Annotated in this window: 15 protein-coding genes; 5 read left to right on the top strand and 10 right to left on the bottom strand. The window is 68.2% G+C overall.

What is annotated here, in order from left to right:
• Nucleotides 1-2 precede the first annotated feature (2 nt).
• From XINFAN_RS06855 to XINFAN_RS06870, 4 genes are all read right to left on the bottom strand, one after another.
• Nucleotides 3-845: an ABC transporter permease gene (locus tag XINFAN_RS06855; RefSeq protein WP_124085743.1), complete on the bottom strand. Its 843-nt coding sequence runs from the start codon at nucleotides 843-845 to the stop codon at nucleotides 3-5.
• Nucleotides 846-910: 65 nt separating this feature from the next.
• Complete coding sequence (locus tag XINFAN_RS06860) at nucleotides 911-2,020, bottom strand: extracellular solute-binding protein (protein ID WP_124085744.1); 1,110 nt, start codon at nucleotides 2,018-2,020, stop codon at nucleotides 911-913.
• Nucleotides 2,021-2,086: 66 nt separating this feature from the next.
• A complete protein-coding gene (locus XINFAN_RS06865) occupies nucleotides 2,087-3,094 on the bottom strand; it encodes an ABC transporter ATP-binding protein (protein ID WP_124085745.1) in 1,008 nt (335 codons plus the stop codon).
• Nucleotides 3,094-3,984 (bottom strand): beta-keto acid cleavage family enzyme, encoded by an 891-nt coding sequence (locus XINFAN_RS06870; RefSeq protein WP_124085746.1) that lies wholly within the window; start codon nucleotides 3,982-3,984, stop codon nucleotides 3,094-3,096. Before XINFAN_RS06870 ends, XINFAN_RS06865 begins: the two co-directional genes overlap by 1 nt.
• A gap of 81 nt (nucleotides 3,985-4,065) precedes the next feature.
• Here XINFAN_RS06870 and XINFAN_RS06875 point away from each other — a divergent pair, with 81 nt between their 5' ends.
• Entirely contained in the window at nucleotides 4,066-5,268 is a 1,203-nt protein-coding gene (locus XINFAN_RS06875) for a GlxA family transcriptional regulator (RefSeq protein WP_124085747.1), read from the top strand.
• Here the strand turns inward: XINFAN_RS06875 and XINFAN_RS06880 are convergent.
• From XINFAN_RS06880 to XINFAN_RS06895, 4 genes are all read right to left on the bottom strand, one after another.
• Nucleotides 5,195-6,139 (bottom strand): 3-hydroxyacyl-CoA dehydrogenase NAD-binding domain-containing protein, encoded by a 945-nt coding sequence (locus tag XINFAN_RS06880; protein WP_124085748.1) that lies wholly within the window; start codon nucleotides 6,137-6,139, stop codon nucleotides 5,195-5,197. The genes XINFAN_RS06875 and XINFAN_RS06880 overlap by 74 nt on opposite strands.
• 1 nt (nucleotide 6,140) lies before the next feature.
• A complete protein-coding gene (locus XINFAN_RS06885; RefSeq protein WP_124085749.1) occupies nucleotides 6,141-6,938 on the bottom strand; it encodes an enoyl-CoA hydratase-related protein in 798 nt (265 codons plus the stop codon).
• An 8-nt stretch (nucleotides 6,939-6,946) separates the two neighbouring features.
• Entirely contained in the window at nucleotides 6,947-7,981 is a 1,035-nt protein-coding gene (locus XINFAN_RS06890; RefSeq protein WP_124085750.1) for an LLM class flavin-dependent oxidoreductase, read from the bottom strand.
• 181 nt (nucleotides 7,982-8,162) lie between these two features.
• Nucleotides 8,163-9,644, bottom strand: coding sequence for an aldehyde dehydrogenase (locus XINFAN_RS06895; RefSeq protein ID WP_124085751.1), 1,482 nt, complete (start codon nucleotides 9,642-9,644; stop codon nucleotides 8,163-8,165).
• Between the two features lie 143 nt (nucleotides 9,645-9,787).
• Between XINFAN_RS06895 and XINFAN_RS06900 the strand changes: the two genes are divergently transcribed.
• Genes XINFAN_RS06900 through XINFAN_RS06915 form a run of 4 tightly spaced genes read left to right on the top strand, consistent with a single transcriptional unit; the run spans nucleotide 9,788 to nucleotide 13,239 of the window.
• Entirely contained in the window at nucleotides 9,788-10,183 is a 396-nt protein-coding gene (locus XINFAN_RS06900) for a RidA family protein (RefSeq protein WP_233352153.1), read from the top strand.
• The gene (locus XINFAN_RS06905) at nucleotides 10,180-10,965 is read left to right on the top strand and encodes an alpha/beta fold hydrolase (protein ID WP_124085753.1); all 786 of its coding nucleotides are present in this window, start codon (nucleotides 10,180-10,182) and stop codon (nucleotides 10,963-10,965) included. Before XINFAN_RS06900 ends, XINFAN_RS06905 begins: the two co-directional genes overlap by 4 nt.
• The gene (locus XINFAN_RS06910) at nucleotides 10,962-12,647 is read left to right on the top strand and encodes a CoA transferase (protein WP_124085754.1); all 1,686 of its coding nucleotides are present in this window, start codon (nucleotides 10,962-10,964) and stop codon (nucleotides 12,645-12,647) included. Before XINFAN_RS06905 ends, XINFAN_RS06910 begins: the two co-directional genes overlap by 4 nt.
• Nucleotides 12,634-13,239, top strand: a complete 606-nt coding sequence (locus XINFAN_RS06915; RefSeq protein WP_124085755.1) for an amino acid synthesis family protein — start codon at nucleotides 12,634-12,636, stop codon at nucleotides 13,237-13,239. Before XINFAN_RS06910 ends, XINFAN_RS06915 begins: the two co-directional genes overlap by 14 nt.
• A 60-nt stretch (nucleotides 13,240-13,299) precedes the next feature.
• On the opposite strand, the gene XINFAN_RS06920 is transcribed toward XINFAN_RS06915, so the two are convergent.
• Both XINFAN_RS06920 and XINFAN_RS06925 read right to left on the bottom strand, forming a co-directional pair.
• Nucleotides 13,300-14,361, bottom strand: coding sequence for a YeeE/YedE family protein (locus XINFAN_RS06920; protein ID WP_124085756.1), 1,062 nt, complete (start codon nucleotides 14,359-14,361; stop codon nucleotides 13,300-13,302).
• 271 nt (nucleotides 14,362-14,632) lie between these two features.
• Nucleotides 14,633-16,504, bottom strand: coding sequence for a heavy metal translocating P-type ATPase (locus XINFAN_RS06925; RefSeq protein ID WP_435530859.1), 1,872 nt, complete (start codon nucleotides 16,502-16,504; stop codon nucleotides 14,633-14,635).
• Nucleotides 16,505-17,030: the final 526 nt, after the last annotated feature.

Below are 17,030 nucleotides of genomic sequence, written 5' to 3' on the forward strand. Positions count from 1 at the left end.
TGTCATGCCCTCCCGCCAAGCGCGGCCGACAGCTTCATGAAGCGCGACATCAGCGCCAGAAGCGCCAGAACCGAGACGAGGATCAGCACCGCCAGCATCGCTGCCGTGCCCCATTTCAGCGTGATCAGCACCTGGACCGAGATATATTCGGCCACCATCAGCACCTTGCCACCGCCGAGGATCGCAGGCGTGACATAGAAGCCGAGGCTCAGGATGAAGACCAGAAGCGAGGCGGCAATCACGCCGGGCTTCGTCAGCGGCAGCCAGATGCGCCAGAAGGTCTGGGCCGGGCTTGCGCCCAGGTTGCGCGAGGCGGCCATCACCCGGCCGTCGATCGCGCGCATCGCGCCAAGAAGCGGCAGCACCGCATAGGGGATCATGTAATGGACCATGCCGATCAGCACGCCCAGCTCGTTGCGAACGAAGGGCAGCGGCGCCGAAATCAGCCCGGCCGACATCAGCCCGTTGTTCAGAAGCCCGTTGCGCCCGAGGATCATGATCCAGGCGAAGGTCCGCACCAGAACCGAGATCCAGAACGAAATCAGCAGCAAAAGCAGCATCTTCTGCCGCGCGCCCTCGCCGGCATGGGTCATGGCGTAAGCGATGCAATAGCCCAGCACCACCGAGAACAGCGTCGTCAGGGCGCAGATCCGCAATGTGACCCAGAGCAGCCGTCTCAGGCTCTCGCGTTCGGCAAGGGCGGTATAGTTCGACAGGCCGGGCCCGGGGTCGGTGAAGCTGAGCCAGAAGATGTTGAAGAGCGGGCCGGCGAACATCACCACGACCAGCCCGAGAAGGGGCAGGACCAGCAGCCAGCCGGAAGTCCTGAGCGTAAGTGCCGCCATCTGCGCATCCGTTCGTAGGAGGGGGCGCGCGGCGGAAACCGGCCGCCGCGCGCGGGGATCGGGCCTCAGCTGATCGCTTCGAGGAAAGCGTTCACCGCGGCGTCGCCGTTCTGGCCCCACCAGACCGGATCGTTCAGCACGATCCGCGGCCGGTTTTCCGCCGAGGTGATCGCCCAGGGCGCATCCCCGGGCGTGATCCGCGCGATGGCTTCGGGATTGGTCGGCGTCATGCCAAGGCACGAGAACAGGCCAAGCTGCGCCTCGACCGACTGCGAGACGGCGATGAATTTCATCACGGCCTCGCGTCCGCCCGGATTGCCTTTGGGCACGATATAGGCTCCGGGCATGGCGATGGCCTGGTTCATCACCATCCTGTAACGGCCGTTGGTCCTTTCCTCGATGGCGCGGCCGCGGTTCTGCCAGACCATTCCCATCGAGACCTCGCCGTTGACGATCATGTCATGGGCCTCGGAGCCCGAGCCCCAGTAGATCGTGTTGTCCCTGATCGCGGTGATCCGGGTCAGCGCCCGGTCGATGTCGAGGGGATAGAGCGCCTCGGGCGCCACGCCATCGGCCATCAGCGCCGCTTCGAGCGCGCCGTTCGCCCATTTGTAAAGCGAGCGCTGGCCGGGGAATTTCTCCAGATCGAAGAAATCGGCCCAGTCTCGCGGCGGGTTCTCGCCCCAGGCCTCGGTGTCATACATGAAGGCATAGCCGTAGAGGATGATCGAGACGCCGAATTCCAGCGCATATTCCGGCAGCGTCTTTTCCTTGCTGACGACGGAATAGTCGATCGGCTCCAGATGGCCCGAAGCGCCAAGTGCCACCGCGTCGAACAGATCGCCGTCGCAGACATCGGCGGTGACATTGCCGCTGTCGACCATCTCTTTGATCTTGCCCTGCAAGGGGCCCGACGTGTCGAACCTCAGCGGCATCCCGGTCTCGGCCGTGAAGGGCACACCGATCGCGCTGCCGTGACATTCCTCGGACTGGCCGCCCCAGTTCCACAGGATGATCTCGCCCGCCGCCGCCTCTGCGCGCCCGGCCAGCACCGAGGGCAGCGTCACCCCCGCCAGCCCGCAGATCGCCAGAAAACTCCGTCGCCCCAGCCTGCCCGCCCGGAACGCATGAGCGGCCTCGACGGCGGTTTCGCGCATGAACTGCTTGTCGTGCATCGTTGTTCCTCCTTGTTGAGGGATGTGACTCCCGTTCGCCGTCAGGCTGACCCTGACTTTCCGTATTCACGACCCCAGCAGGACAGCCGCCTGTTCGGACCAGTCGAGACCGACCGCCGTTCCCACCGGCAGGGCGCCGCCGCCGCGCCAGGCGTCGACATCCACCTCGATCTGCCCCTGTTCCGCGGTTTCGACCTGGTATTTCAGGACCGATCCGAAATAGGCCATCGACAGGATCCGGCCCGAGAGCCGCCCCCCCGTTGCCTGGCCCGTCGCCACCGACAGGTCGATTTTCTCGGGACGCAGCGCCCAGACCTTGCCGTCGCGGCGCAGGAAATTGCTTTTCCCCAGGAAGGAGGCCGCGAATTCGGTGCGCGGGCGGCTGTAAAGCTCTTCGGGCGTTCCCACCTGCTCGACCCGGCCCGCGCGCATGATGACGATGCGGTCCGACATCGACAGCGCCTCTTCCTGGTCGTGGGTCACATAGATGAAGGTGGTGCCGAGGCGCCGGTGCAGCTCCTTGAGCTGCTCCTGCACCTCGATCCTGAGCTTGCGGTCCAGCGCGCCGAGCGGCTCGTCCAGAAGCAGCACCGGCGGCGAGAAGGCCAGCGCGCGGGCCAGCGCCACGCGCTGCTGCTGGCCGCCCGAAAGCTGCGCCGGCAGCCGCGCGCCCATGCCCTGCAACTGCGCAAGCTCCAGCATCTCGGCCACCCGCGCGGCGATCTCCGCCCGGGGCCGGCCACGGACCGACAGCGCATAGCCGATGTTGTCGGCGACGGTCATATGCGGAAACAGCGCATAGCCCTGAAAGACCATGCCGAAATTGCGCTTTTCCGGCGGCATCGCGACGATCGAGCGGTCGTCGAGACGGATGTCGCCCGAGGTCGCGTCCTGGAATCCGGCGATCATCATCAGAAGCGTGGTCTTGCCCGATCCCGAAGGGCCGAGCAGGGTCAGGAACTCGCCGCGGCGGATTTCGAGGTCGATGCCCGCCACCGCCTCGAACGTGCCGTAATGCTTGACCAGCGCGCGGATCGAAATCCCGCCCGGGCCAGATCCGGTGCCCGCGGCCATCAGGCGTCGGCCCCGCGCAGATGCAGCCTGTTGCGCGCCTCTTGCGGCGAAAGCACCCGCGCGCCCATCCGCTCGATGATCTCGCGCGCCTGTTCCACCAGTTGCGCATTGGTTGCCAGGACCCCGCGGCCGAGGAACAGGTTGTCCTCAAGCCCCACCCGCACGTTTCCGCCAAGCGCGACGGCGGCGGCGGCCATCGGCATCTGCATCCGGCTGATGCCGAAACCGGCCCAGCTTGCCCCGGGCGGAAGCTGCGCCTTCATCGCCGCCATGGTCTCGACCGTCTGATCCGCGCCCCAGGGAATGCCGAGGCAAAGCTGGAACATCGGCGGATCGGCCAAGAGCCCCTCGGCCAGCATCGCTTTGGCAAAGCGGATATGGCCGAGGTCGAACACCTCCAGTTCGGGCTTCACGCCCCATTCCCGCACCAGCGCCGCCATCCGCCGCAGGATGGGCGGCGTCGAGATATAGATCGTGTCGTCATTGCCGAAGTTCAGCGTGCCGCAATCGAGCGAGCAGATCTCGGGCAGGCAGTCCCTGACATGGGCCAGCCGCTCGTCCGGCCCGATCATGTCGGTGCCCGGCCCGGGCATCGCCCAGTCGTCCTTCGCGGGCGTCCAGTCGCCGCCCATCCCGGCCGTCAGATTGATGACCACATCCACCCCCGACTGGCGCACCCGGTCCACCGTTTCGCGAAACAGCGCGGGATCGCGTGAGCCCTTGCCCGTCTGCGGATCGCGCACATGCAGATGCACCACCGAGGCGCCGGCGCGGGCCGCCTCGACCGCATCGCGGGCGATCTCTTCGGGCGTCACGGGAACATGTTTCGATCTGCCCGTCGTATCGCCCGCGCCGGTCACGGCGCAGGTCAGAACCACCTCGAAGTTCATTGTTCGTCCTCTCCTGTTTCATTCAATCTTGCGGTTCGGAATTTGCTTTTCTGTCACTTTTTCGACTGATATGATGCCCGCATGTCGAAAATTCTCACCACTTCACTTTCCTTGTCCGGCGCGGCCTCGCAGCGGCGCATCGCCGGTTCGGACGGGCCTTTCCGGGTCTCGTTCCTGATCGTTCCGCGGTTCAATCTGGCCGAGATGGTAAGCATGATCGAACCGATGCGGGTGGCGAATTATCTCTCGCCCCGCCCGCTTTACGAATGGGAGATTCTGTCCTTCGACGGGCCGGAAATCACCGCCTCCAACGGGCTGTCGATCACCGCGAACCGGCCGGGAGAGCGCAGCCGCCGCGATGAGATCATCTTCATCTTCGCCAGCTGGGGCGCCGAAACCTACGAGAACCGCGAGGCGACAAGCTGGATCCGCCGCCAGGCGCGCGAGGGCGCGCGGATCTGCGCGGTGGAACTGGGCTGCTACCTCGTCGCCCGCGCCGGGCTGCTGAAGGGGCGCAAGGTCGCGACCCACTGGTCCTGTGCGCCCGGCTTTCAGGAACGCTTCCCCGAGACCCATATGGTTGATCAGATCTACACCCCGGGCGATCACGTCATGACCTGCGCCGGAGGCTTTGCCGGGGTGGACATGATGCTGCGGCTGATCACCGATCAGCATGGCGAAGGGCTGGCAAGCGAGGTGGCCGATCAGTTGCTTTACCATCCGGTGCGGCCGCCGACCGCGCCGCAGCGGCGGATGATGGGGCACGGGCTGGAAAATCTGGCCCCCGTGGTGCGAGATGCGATCACGCTGATGGAGAACCACATCGAGGAACCGCTGAACGTGCCGCAGATCGCCGAAGAGATGGGGGTGTCGCAGCGCCAGCTTGAGCGGCAGTTCAAGGCCTCGGTCGGCTGCACCGTGGTGCAGTTCGGGCTGCTTTTGCGGCTGCAACACGCGCGCGTTCTGCTGGTGGCGACCGGGCTGCCGGTGCGCGATATCGCTGCGGCGGCGGGGTTCAACACGCTGTCGCATTTCGCCCATGCCTTCCGCAAATGCTTTGGCCGGCGCCCGTCGGACTACCGGCAGGCCTGGCCCAAGGAAGACGCCGCCCCGACCTGGCCGGGCACGCTGACGAAATATCTGGAAACGCTGGAAACGCGAACCGCCGCCCGTTCGGTGAAGGGCGGCGGCGGGCGGGGCATGGCGGCGGCTATTGCCGCGCCGCCCGGATCGCATTCAGAACCGCAACGATCTCGCGGTCGCGCTGCGCCGCCATATCGGTGAAATGCCGCCCCGCCGCAATGGCGTTGCAGCCTTCGACCATGCGGTCGCGCAGCTCCTGCGTCAGTTCCGGCGCCTCCAGCCGGGTCCAGGGCCATTTCAGCGCCGGGCCGAACTGATCGAGATTGGTGGCCATCCCTCCCTCGCCGCAGGCGACGTGGAACGCCATGCACTGGCCCTGCGCCGCCATCCGCGGCGCCGGGCCGTTCATCAGCGCGATGTCTATGTCGTCCGGCGTCGCCTCGCCATTGGCGACCATATGCAGCGCCTCGCGCCAGAGCGCCTCCTGCAGGCGGGTGGCGACGAAGCCGGGGATCTCTTTCTTCAGCACCAGCGGCACCTTGCCCGCCACGCGGTAGAAGGCGGCGGCCCAGTCCACCGCAGCCTTTTCGGTGCCCTTGCCGCCGACCACCTCGACCAGCGGCAGCAGATAGGGCGGGTTGAACGGATGGCCGATCACCGTGCGCTGCGGGGTCATGCAGTCGCGCTGGATCTGCGACATGGTCAGCCCCGAGGTGGACGAGGCGATCACGCAGGCCCGGGGCGCCAGCTGGCACAGCCTGGCGTAAAGCGCCTGCTTGATCTCCAGCCGCTCGGGGGCGCTTTCCTGGATGAACTGCGCCTCGCGCACCGCCGCCGCCAGGTCGGTCGTGACCGTCAGCCGGCCGCGCGAGGCGCCGGGCGCAAGGCCGAGTGCCGTCAGGCTGATCCAGGCGGTGTCGATCACGGCGTTCAGCGCGTCGCGCTCGCTGTCGTCATGGATCCAGGCGGTCACGTCATAGCCGCGCGCCAGGAAATGCGCGGCCCAGCCTCCGCCGATCGGGCCGGCGCCGAGGGTGGTGACGCGGGTGACGCTTTCGGGTTCGGGATACATCTCAGCGCCCCCTGAAGTCGGGCTGACGTTTCGCGACGAAGGCCGCCACGCCCTCGCGCGCGTCGTCCGAGGACAGCATGGCGCGATAGACGGGCAGATCGCCGCTGCGCATCGCGGCGAAGGCGCGTTCCAGCGGCAGGCCCTGGATCGCGCGCTCGACCTCTTTCACGCTCTGCATCGCAAGCGGCGCCGCGGCCGCGATCCGGTCCGCCCAGTCCCGCGCCACATCCATCAGATCCGCTTGCGGGACCACGCGGTTCACCAGCCCGTAATGCGCCGCCTCGGCCGCGCCCATCCGCCGGCCCATGAGGAACATCTCGGTGGCGATGTTGCGCGGGATCAGCCGCGGCAGACGTTGCAGCGCGCCCGCATCGGGCACGATCCCCAGGGGCATTTCCGGCAGGCCGAATTCCACATGATCGGCCGCCAGGATCAGATCGCAGGACATCGCGATCTCGAAACCGCCGCCGATGGCCAGGCCGTTCAGCGCGCAGATCACCGGCTTGTTCAGCCGCCAGTTCTCGGTCAGGCCGGCGAAGCCGCCCTCGCCGTAATCCTCTTCCCACCAGTTGGTCAGGGCCATGTCGCCCTGGTTCAGAGCCTTGAGATCCCAGCCGGCCGAGAAGATCCGCTCCCCCGCGCCGGTCAGGATCGCGCAGCGCAGCTCCGGGTCGTCACGCAGGAGCGCGAAGGCGCGGCCCATGTCCTGGCTCATCGCCCGGTCGATGGCATTTACCTTCGGGCGGTTGAGCGTCACTTCCAGAACCCGGCCGCGCCGGGCGACTTCAACGAAAGACATCGGCGGCCTCACTTAAATGCGGGGATGACATGTTTGCAGAACAGCTCAAGCGAGCGTTTCTGTTCGGCAAGGCCGTAGCCCATCGAGGCGTAATAGATGAAGGCATCCACCCCGAGCGCCTGGTAGGGTTTCAGCTTGGCGATCACCTCGTCGGGGGTGCCGAACATCAGATTGGCCGACAGCATCTGCGGATCGTATTCCGCCCGGTTCGCCACCGATTCGAGCGGGATCTCGCGCGGGAAGCCGTCGGTCACGTCGCCGAGGTTCTTGAACAGGTTCTCGAACTGCGAGAGCTGCCGCTGCGCCGCCCGCACCGGCGCCATCCATTCGTCCTTGCGGTCGTAAACGGCGGTGTGGCGCATCATCGCCATGGTGGGGCGCTTCTTGCCCGGATGGGCCGCCAGCGCGTCCTCCAGCCGCTGCACATAGGTCTGCGCCTCGTCCATGCCGCGCGTCAGCGGCCAGGACATGATGTTGCAGCCTTCGCGCACCGCATAATCATAGGTGACGGGCGCCCGTGCGGCGACCCAGACCGGCACCTCGGGCTGGAGGGGCTTCGGGCAGGAGGTCGAGGTGGGAAACGACCAGAACTGCCCGTCATGCGCGTGATCGCCTTTCCACAGCGCCCGGACGACCGGCAGCATCTCCTGCATGTATTGCCAGCCCTCGGACTGTTTCAGGCCCGGGGCCATCCGGTCGAATTCGCGCTGATAGGCGCCCGAGCCGATGCCGAACTCCAGCCGTCCGCCCGAGATCAGATCGAGGAAGGCCGCCTCGCCCGCCACTTTGACCGGATGCCAGTAGGGCGCCACCACGCAGGCGGTTCCCAGCCGGATCGTCGAGGTATGTTCCGCCCACCAGGTCAGGATCTGGAACGGGTTGGGCGCGATGGTCATTTCCAGCGCATGATGTTCCGCCGCCCAGGCGATCGAAAATCCGCCCTCTTCGGCCATCTGCACCATCTCAAGGGTATGGCGGGCCACCTCGCGCATGTCGAGCGATGGGTCCATCCGCTCCAGGTTGATTGCCAGCTGGAACTTCATCCTCGTCTCTCCCGGTTGTTCCCAAGCCCCGGATGTTGGTGGCAATCGGGCGGGAAGCCGTCGTATTTTCGTCACTCATTGCGCAATTTCGACGGAAGGCGGTGATTTCCGGGCGGGACCCGGCGAAATGAAAAGGCGGCCCCGAAGGGCCGCCCGGATCGCCGGAGAACGGCGCGCGCGTTCAGCGCATGACGAAGGGATTGGCCATAGGTTCGGTGGAGGTATTGACCCAGACGGTTTTGGGCCGCGTGTAATCCCACATCGCCTGAAAGCCGCTTTCGCGCCCATAGCCCGAGGCCTTGACCCCGCCGAAGGCCGCGATGGGCGAGACGGCGCGATAGGTGTTCACCCAGACGATCCCCGCCCGCACCGCCCGCGCCATCCGCATCTGGCGCGCGCCGTCGCGGGTGAAGATCCCGGCGGCAAGGCCATGCGCGCTGGCATTGGCGAGGGCGAGCGCCTCGGCCTCGGTGCGGAACCGCAGGACCGACAGAACCGGGCCGAACAATTCCGTATCGACGATGGTCAGATCCGGGCGCGGGCAGTCGATGATCGTCGGCTGGTAATAGGTGCCGCCCAGCCCCGGCGGCTGGTCTCCGCCGGTCAGCAGCCGCCCGCCCTCCTTCTGCGCCAGCGCCACCTGTCGGCGGATATGCGCAAGCTGGCCCGGGGTGCAAAGCGGCCCCATCTGGGTTTCTTCCGCCAGCGGATCGCCGATGCGGATCGAACGGGCCAGCGCCACCATCCGCTCCAGGAAGGCATCGGCGATGCTCTCGTGCAGCAAAAGCCGCGAGCCCGCGACGCAGCTCTGCCCGGTCGCGCCGAAGATCCCGGCGACCGAACCGTTCACCGCGCTGTCCAGATCAGCATCGTCAAAGACGATGAAGGGGGATTTGCCGCCCAGTTCCAGCGACACTTCGGCGAAATTGTCGGAGGAATTGTGCACGATATGCCGCGCGGCCACCGGCCCGCCGGTGAAAGAGATACGCGAAACCAGCGGATGGCTGGTCAGCACCCGCCCGCAGGGGTCGCTGTGGCCGGTGACGATATTGACCACGCCGGGCGGAAAACCCGCCTCGGCGATCAGCCTGCCGAAATCCAGCATCGCCACCGACGCATGTTCCGACGCCTTCAGCACCACCGTATTCCCGGCAGCCAGCGCCGGGCCGATCTTCACCGCCACCAGGAAAAGCTGCGAGTTCCACGGCACGATGGCCGCCACCACGCCCAGAGGCTCGCGCTGAGTGAAGACAAAGAGGTCGGGCTTGTCGATCGGCAGCGTCTCGCCCGCGATCTTGTCGGCGGCGCCGGCGTAGAAATGGAAGAAATCGGCGATATATCGGGCCTGCCAGCGGGTTTCCTTCAGCAGCTTGCCGGTGTCGATGGTTTCGGAGCGGCCCAGGTCCTCGGATCGCTCTGCCAGCAGATCGGCCAGCCGTCTGAGGCACCGGCCGCGATCAGAGGGCGTCATCGCCGCCCATGGCCCCGAGGAAAACGCCCGGTCGGCGGCGCGTACGGCGCGGTCCACATCTTCCGCCGTGGCCTCGGGGATGCGTGCCCAGACCCGCCCGGTGACCGGCGACACGCTGTCGAAGGTTCCGCCGTCCGAAGCATCGGTCCAGTCGCCGTCGATCAGCATCTGGCAGTTGCGTATGTCGTTCATGGCTTTCTCCCTGCTGGCCGCCCATTCTTGAACGGACAAAGCGGCGTGGCATGCGACTTTTCGCCATCGACCGGCGAAAAAACGGAACCCGCAGCGCCCTGCCGGTGCAACCGTCTGCCTGTCACCGGACAGGGAGGCTTGGCGTGGCGAAACAGGTGATTGGGGATCCGCTGGTGATCGACGGCCGCAGGCTGTCGCTGTCGCGGGCGGTGCGGGCCGGAGAGACGGTCTATCTGACCGGCCAGGTGCCGATGCAGGGCGGCCGGGTCATGACCTGGGGCAGCATCGAGGACCAGACCGCCGCCGTGCTGGAGGCGATCACCGCCACCCTGGCCCTGGCCGGTTGCGGGCGCGAGGATGTGGTCAAGACCATGGTCTGGCTGAAGGACCGCGCCGATTTCCCCGGGTTCAATGCGGTGTACGGCGACTATTTCCCCAAGGCGCCGCCCGCGCGCTCGGCCCTGGTCAGCGACTTTCTGGTCGATGTGCGGATCGAGATCGAAGTGATCGCCTGGAAGCCCGAGGAGACCGGCCGATGACCCGCACACCCGACGGAACCAGCTACAGCCTGAGCGGCCCCGAGGGCGCCCCCGTATTGGTGCTGATCCACGGGCTGGGGCTGACCCGGCAGATCTGGCAGGATCTGCTGCCGCAGCTTGCCGCCCGGTTCCGGGTGATCGCCTATGATCTGTCCGGCCATGGCGACTCGGCCCCGCCCCCGGCGAAACCTGTGCTGCGCGATCTGTCGGAACAGCTTGCCCGCCTGCTGGATCATCTCGGCATCGGGCGCGCCGCTCTTGCGGGGTTTTCGCTGGGCGGCATGGTGGCGCGGCGCTTTGCCCAGGATCATCCGTCCCGGGTCACGGCGCTGGCGATCCTGCATTCGCCGCACCGCCGCACGCCCGAGGCCCAGGCCGCGATCCTCGCCCGGGTCGCCCAGGCCGAACGCGGCGGCCCCGCCGATACGGTCGAGGCCGCGCTGCGGCGCTGGTTCACCGATGCCGCGCCGCCCGCGCTGGCCGCGCAGGTGCGCCGTCAGGTGCTGGCGAACGATCCGGCGCTTTATCCCGGTCTCTACCGCATCCTGGCCGAGGGCATCGACGAGATCGTGGCGCCGCAGCCCCCCATCGCCTGCCCTGCGCTGGTGCTGACCGCCGATCAGGATCACGGCAACGGCCCGGAAATGTCCGCCGCCATCGCCGCCGAGATCCCCGGCGCGCGCCTCGTGATCCTGCCCGGATTGCGCCATATGGCGCTGGCCGAACGCCCCGCGGCGGTAAGCGGACCGCTTCTCGACTTTCTCGCTGGGGTGCCGGCATGAGCGGGGGCATCCTTTCGGGCCTGCGGGTTCTGGATCTCAGCCGGATGCTGTCGGGGCCCTATGCCACGATGATGCTGGCCGATCACGGCGCCGAGGTGATCAAGATCGAGGACGCCGGCGGCGACACCAGCCGCAAGAACGGCCCCTTCCGCGAGGACGACCCCGATCAGGACTGGGCGGGCTATTTCGTCAGCCTCAACCGCTCCAAGAAAAGCGTGCGGCTGGATCTGAAATCCGAGGCCGGGAAAGCCGCGCTGCGCGGGATGGTGCGCTCGGCCGATGTCCTGATCGAGAATTTCCGCCCCGGGGTGATGGAGCGCCTTGGCCTGTCCTATGAAAGCCTCAGCACGATCAACCCCCGTCTGGTCTATGCCGCGATCCGCGGCTTCGGCGATCCGCGCAGCGGGGCGAGCCCCTATGCCGGCTGGCCGGCCTATGATGTGGTGGCCCAGGCCATGGGCGGGCTGATCTCGGTCACCGGCGCCGATGGCGCGCATCCCACGAAGGTTGGGCCGGGCATCGGCGATGTCTTTGCCGGGATGATCGCGGCGTTCGGCATTCTGGCGGCGCTGCGCAGCGCCGAGGCAACCGGGCGGGGCCAGTTCCTCGATGTCGCCATGTATGATGCGATGCTCAGCCTTTGCGAGCGGCTGGTCTATCAGCACGACTTTGAAGGCATCGTCCCCGTGCCCGAGGGCAACGGCCATCCGCTGCTGGCGCCCTTCGGGCTGTATCCGGCGCGCGACGGAATGGTGGCGATCGGCGTGGTCGACGACGCCTTCTGGCAAAGCCTCGCCCGGGCGATGGACCGGCCCGGTCTGGCGTTTGATCCGGCCCATGCCACCCGCGCGGCCCGGCGCGCCAATGCGGGTGCGATCAATGCGATGGTCTCGGCCTGGACCGCCGGGCTGACCCGGGACGAGCTTGCGCAAAAGCTGGGCGGGCTGATCCCCTTCGGTCCGGTGAACGACATCGCGGCGATCTTCGCCGATCCGCATGTGGCGGCGCGCGGCATGATCGCGACCATCGCCCACCCCGAGCCCGGCAAACGGCCCTGGCGGGTCGCGGCCAATCCGCTGCGCTTCGCGGATGCGCCCGCGCCCGGGCCCCGCCCGCCGCCGCGCCTTGGCGAGCATCAGGCGCTGGCGGCGGCGGCCGGGCCGCCCCAGCCTCTGGCGCCTCAGGCCCTGCGCCGCGCCTTCGGTGCCTTTGCGACCGGCGTGACCGTGCTGACCACCCGCCAGGCCGACGGCACGCCGCGGGGCTTCACCGCGAACAGCTTCGCCTCGGTCTCGCTCGATCCGCCGCTGGTGATGATCTGCCTCGCCAAAAGCGCGCATTCCTGCGCGACCTTTGCCGCCGCGCCGCATTTCGCCGTCAATGTCCTGGCAGAAGGGCAAGAGCCCGTCGCAGAGCTTTTCGCCTCGCGGGCGCCCGACAAGTTCCCGCGCTGCGACTGGCGGCCCGGCCATGCCGGGATGCCGCTGATCGACGGCGCGCTGGCCGGGTTCGTCTGCGCCCGTCACCGGCTGGTCGATGCGGGCGACCATCTGATCCTGATCGGCCGGGTCGAAGCCTTCTCGGAAACCGCGGGCAATCCGCTGGGGTTCTTTCGTGGCGCTTACGTCCCGGTCGGCCCCCTGAACACGAACAAGACCGGAGAGAACCATGTCCCTGCCTGAACTGCGCAAGATCGTGACCTATGACGAGGAGATCCTCAGCGACGGAGGCCGCGCCTGCACGCCGCCCCTGCGGATGATCGGTGTCGCCGCGGTGGTGGCGAACCCCTGGGCGGGGCGGGGCTTCGTCGAGGATCTGCAACCCGACATCCGCCGCATGGCCCCGGTTCTGGGCAGGCTGCTGACCGACCGGCTGATCGCGCTGGCGGGGTCCGGCGATGCGATCGAGGCCTATGGCAAGGCCTCACTCGCGGGAACCGCCTGCGAGCTGGAACACGGTTCGGCGCTGATCCACACGCTGCGGTTCGGCAATTTCTACCGCGAGGCGGTGAAGGCGAAGACTTATCTCGGCTTCACCAACGGCCGCGGCCCCGCCGGCAGCCAGATCCAGATCCCGCTGATGGACAAACACGACAGTGGGAGGCGGTCGCATTATCTGACGGTGCAGTTCTCGATCCCCGATGGGCCGGGGCATGACGAACTGGTCGTCGCGTTCGGCGCTGCCACGCGCGGCCGCCCGCATCCGCGGATCGGGGATCGCTATTCCGATCTGAAGGAGATGGGGCTCGACATCGAAAACCCGGCGGGGGTCTGACCGGGCGCCGCCGGATGCGGAGCCCTGGAGGGTGGACCGGGGAGCAGCGGCAATGCGCGTTCAGGCGGTGGCCCGTTCCCCCGCCTGATCCACCAGCAGGTCGGTGATCCCCGCGCCGATCCACATGCACAGAAGCGCAAGCCAGGCGGTGGCGACGAAGATCGACCCGCCGGTCACGCCCGCGCCGATGGCGCAGCCTCCGGCCAGCATGGCGCCGAAGCCCATCAGCGCCGCGCCCAGCATCGAGCGGCGCATCTGCCCCTCGCCCTCGAATCCCTGGAAGCGCAGCCGCCGTTTCAGCGTGGCCGAGACGAAGGCTCCGGCGAAGACCCCCGGCACCAGCCCGATGTTGAAATCCAGCACCGGATTTGCCGTCAGGAAGAACATCAGCGTATCGGCGGAAGGCCCCGAGAAGGTGGCCGAGGTCACGCTGACCGGATCGAACGCCTGCTGCGCCAGCGAGAAGGTCAGCACCCAGCCAAGCGCCACCGCGAATCCCACGCCCGAGGCGAAAACCAGCGTCGCCGCGCCGATCCCGTTGCGCCGCGCCAGCCACAGCGCCAGCGCGGCGAAGCCGAGGCCGGTGACGATTCCGCTGGCATCGGGCAGCGACAGCGCGGAGAGCAGGCTCAGATTCCGCCCGCCCGGAGTGGTCCATAACCCCGCCAGCGTCTCGCGCGCGGGCGACAGCCAGCCGTGCAGTGCCATCTGCGCCACCACGGCGAAGATCAGCCCCGACACCAGCGAGCGCAGGTTCCCCGTCGCGGCCAGCACCAGCAGCCGCCCGGAACAGCCGCGGGCCAGCACCATCCCCGCGCCGAACATCAGCCCGCCGGCCACCGCGCCCGACCAGCTGCCGGTCACCGCCATCATCCTCGCCTCGTCCGCCCGGAACAGGCCGGTCATTTGCGCCCCCTGCACCCAGATCATCGCGGTGGAAAAGGTCAGCAGCCAGACCGAGACCTTCGGCCCCAGACTGCCGCGGGCGAATTCCACCGTCGCCGCGCGCAGGCAGAAGGACGAGCGTTCCGCCGCGAAGCCGAACACGGCGCCGACCAGCAAACCGAAAAGGGCCGCCAGGGCAGGTTCCGAAAAGCGGTCGAGAAGAAAGGTCAGGTCCATCGTGTTCCTCCGCCCGTATAAACACCCGAGGGATCCGCCGGCGCCTTGATTTGAGTCAGGTCCCGCGGCCCGGTGCACGGATGCCCGCGGCGGCTCCGCCAGGGGGCAGTTCCATCATGAAGCCTTTCGGTGCGCGCCGAAAAGCCCGGTGGCCCGAATATGCCTTTCGCCCGGAACAGCGCCTCGCCAGGCGCGGCGCATTCCTCGGCGGTGGGGGGGCGGTCCTGCCCGCGCTTTGGCCCTGGCCTGCCTGGGCGGGCATCGCCCATATTCAGCGGCCGGCTCCGGTTCTGTCGCTTCGTATCGGATCGGCGAGCAGCCTGAGCCCGTTCAGCACGACCAGCAGCGTGCCCCCTTCATGTCCCAGCACCGCCAGCGGCAACGGCAGGGCGATCAGCAGCGTCGAGATCACCAGCAGGACCATCATTCCGATGGCAAAGGCCAGATTCTGGCGGATCACCCGGCGCGTGCGTCGCGCCAGCCGATGCGCCGCGGCCAGACGGCCCATGTCGTCCGACAGCAGCGCCACGTCGGCGGCCTGGAGCGCCACCTCGCTGCCCGCCGCCCCCATGGCGATGCCGACATCTGCCCGGGCCAGCGCCGCCGCATCGTTCACCCCGTCGCCGACGAAGGCCACCCGGCCCCGCCCGGCCAGTTCGCCCACCAGCCGCACCTTGTCTTCGGGCAGCAGATCCGCGTGAACGTCCTGCGGGGCGATGCCCAGTTCCGCGCCGATCCGCAGACCCACGGCACGGTGGTCTCCGGTCATCATGGTGATCGTGCCGACCCCTTCCGCCCGCAAGGCGGCCAGCCCGGCGGCCGAGGTCGCGCGCGGGCGGTCGGCCAGGCTCACCGCGCCGAGCACCCGGTCGCCGCGCCCCAGCCACACCACCGTCTGTGCCGTCCCGGCCAGCGCGGCGAATTCCGGCTGCCGGAGACCGGCCCCCATCCGCCTCGCCATACGGGGGTTGCCGGCCCAGACCGGGCCTGTCGAATCCCGGCCGATAATCCCTTCGCTGGGGACGGTCTCGACATCATGAACCTGCGCGCGCCCGACGCCCCGGCTTTCGGCATGGCGGCGGATCGCATCGGCGATCGGATGTTCCGACTGCGCCTCAAGTCCCGCGATCAGCGACAGGAACGCATCCTCGCCTTCCGGCGCGATCACCTGTGTCACCCCGGCCTTGCCGGTGGTCAGGGTGCCGGTCTTGTCAAAGGCGAAGATCCCGGCGTCCGCCAGCGTTTCCAGAGCCGCGCCGCCCTTGAACAGCACGCCGCCACGCGCCGCCGCCGCCAGTGCCGACAGGATCGCCGCGGGAACCGAGATCACGATGGCGCAAGGGCTGGCGGCGACCAGCAGCGTCGCCGCGCGATAAAGCGCGTCCCGCATCGGCCAGCCCAGCCAGAGGAACACCGCGAGGGCCAGTGCCGAACCGGCCAGAACCGCCACCGTATACCGCTGGCCGAACCAGGCGCTGAACCGTTCCGAGGGTGCGCGCGCCGCCTGCGCCTCGGTCACGAGCGCGATCATCCGCGCCACCGTGCTGTCGGCGACCGAACGGTCGATCCTGACCGCCAGCACGGCGTTGAGGTTCACGGTCGCCTCGAAGACCCTGGCGCCGGGATGCTTGCCCACCGGCATCGATTCGCCGGTGATCGTCGCCTCGTCCAGCGCGCCCTCGCCCTCGGTCACCACGCCGTCGGCGGGCACCCGCGCCCCGGGGCGCAGCACCACGACATCGCCGGGGGCAAGATCTGCGGCCGCCACCTCCGTCACCCTGCCGTCGGCGCCGCGCCGCAGCGCGGTATCGGGCCGCAGCGCCATCAGCGCCGCGACCGCGCGCCGCGCCCGTGCCATGGCACGATGTTCCAGGGTGGTCGAAAGACTGAAGAGCGTCAGCAGCACCGCCCCCTCAAGGGCGGCGCCGACCGCGGCGGCGGCAAGGGCGGCAATGATCATCAGCAGGTCGATGTCGGGGCGCCGTTCGTGCCAGAGCACCGCGAGCGCGCGCCGCGCCGTCGGCAGGCCGCCGGCAAGACAGACCAGCACAAGGCCGAACGCCCCCCAGGGGCCGGAGACCAGCAAGGCGTCAAAGGCTGCAAGCGCCATGCCCGCCAGCGTCACGCCGGTCAGCACCGTCATCAGGCGGTCGGCGGAAAGATCGAAAGACAATGTCATATCCTGGCTGTGCCGCGGCATCACGGCAATGGCTGGGGAAGGAAACGGAAGGGCCCGGCAGAGTCGTTCGCGGGAAAGGCTCTCCTGTCGTCGGGGTCAGATCGGCTTAAGCGCGGCGGCACCCGGGGGGGCCTCAGGGCGCTCACGGGTGCAGCTTTCCATACCACCTGCCCGGGCGAACAGGCCAGCGCCGGATGCGCCCCTGCGCCCGTGGGATCGCACGGCAGGACCATGGCCGTCGTCACCCGTGAGCGGTCTGGCGATCCATCGCCTTCGTTCGTGGAGAGTGCAGCTTATGGGGCCTGCCTTATCCCGCTGTCCCCTCGGATCGCGGCTCCATGTTCGGGGGGCCTGGCCCGGGTGGATGAACAGGCCCGCCCCTCTGTGCCGAACAGCGAAGTTCGCCGGTTGAAGTCTGGCGCCGAATCGCCGCTGCCCGCTGCTGTCGGGGCTTTCAGAATGGAGGCAGAAGGGCGGGCAGTGCCGGGCA

The organism is Pseudogemmobacter humi (assembly GCF_900609055.1).
GTDB lineage: Bacteria > Pseudomonadota > Alphaproteobacteria > Rhodobacterales > Rhodobacteraceae > Pseudogemmobacter > Pseudogemmobacter humi.

What these genes read in the sequence shown, in the direction of transcription:
- XINFAN_RS06855 (WP_124085743.1), bottom strand. Translation starts at nt 845, where the DNA reads ATGGCGGCACTTACGCTCAGGACTTCCGGCTGGCTGCTGGTCCTGCCC.
- XINFAN_RS06880 (WP_124085748.1), bottom strand. Translation starts at nt 6,139, where the DNA reads ATGTATCCCGAACCCGAAAGCGTCACCCGCGTCACCACCCTCGGCGCC.
- XINFAN_RS06890 (WP_124085750.1), bottom strand. Translation starts at nt 7,981, where the DNA reads ATGAAGTTCCAGCTGGCAATCAACCTGGAGCGGATGGACCCATCGCTC.
- XINFAN_RS06895 (WP_124085751.1), bottom strand. Translation starts at nt 9,644, where the DNA reads ATGAACGACATACGCAACTGCCAGATGCTGATCGACGGCGACTGGACC.
- XINFAN_RS06860 (WP_124085744.1), bottom strand. Translation starts at nt 2,020, where the DNA reads ATGCACGACAAGCAGTTCATGCGCGAAACCGCCGTCGAGGCCGCTCAT.
- XINFAN_RS06905 (WP_124085753.1), top strand. Translation starts at nt 10,180, where the DNA reads ATGACCCGCACACCCGACGGAACCAGCTACAGCCTGAGCGGCCCCGAG.
- XINFAN_RS06910 (WP_124085754.1), top strand. Translation starts at nt 10,962, where the DNA reads ATGAGCGGGGGCATCCTTTCGGGCCTGCGGGTTCTGGATCTCAGCCGG.
- XINFAN_RS06885 (WP_124085749.1), bottom strand. Translation starts at nt 6,938, where the DNA reads ATGTCTTTCGTTGAAGTCGCCCGGCGCGGCCGGGTTCTGGAAGTGACG.
- XINFAN_RS06915 (WP_124085755.1), top strand. Translation starts at nt 12,634, where the DNA reads ATGTCCCTGCCTGAACTGCGCAAGATCGTGACCTATGACGAGGAGATC.
- XINFAN_RS06925 (WP_435530859.1), bottom strand. Translation starts at nt 16,504, where the DNA reads ATGACGGTGCTGACCGGCGTGACGCTGGCGGGCATGGCGCTTGCAGCC.
- XINFAN_RS06920 (WP_124085756.1), bottom strand. Translation starts at nt 14,361, where the DNA reads ATGGACCTGACCTTTCTTCTCGACCGCTTTTCGGAACCTGCCCTGGCG.
- XINFAN_RS06865 (WP_124085745.1), bottom strand. Translation starts at nt 3,094, where the DNA reads ATGGCCGCGGGCACCGGATCTGGCCCGGGCGGGATTTCGATCCGCGCG.
- XINFAN_RS06875 (WP_124085747.1), top strand. Translation starts at nt 4,066, where the DNA reads ATGTCGAAAATTCTCACCACTTCACTTTCCTTGTCCGGCGCGGCCTCG.
- XINFAN_RS06870 (WP_124085746.1), bottom strand. Translation starts at nt 3,984, where the DNA reads ATGAACTTCGAGGTGGTTCTGACCTGCGCCGTGACCGGCGCGGGCGAT.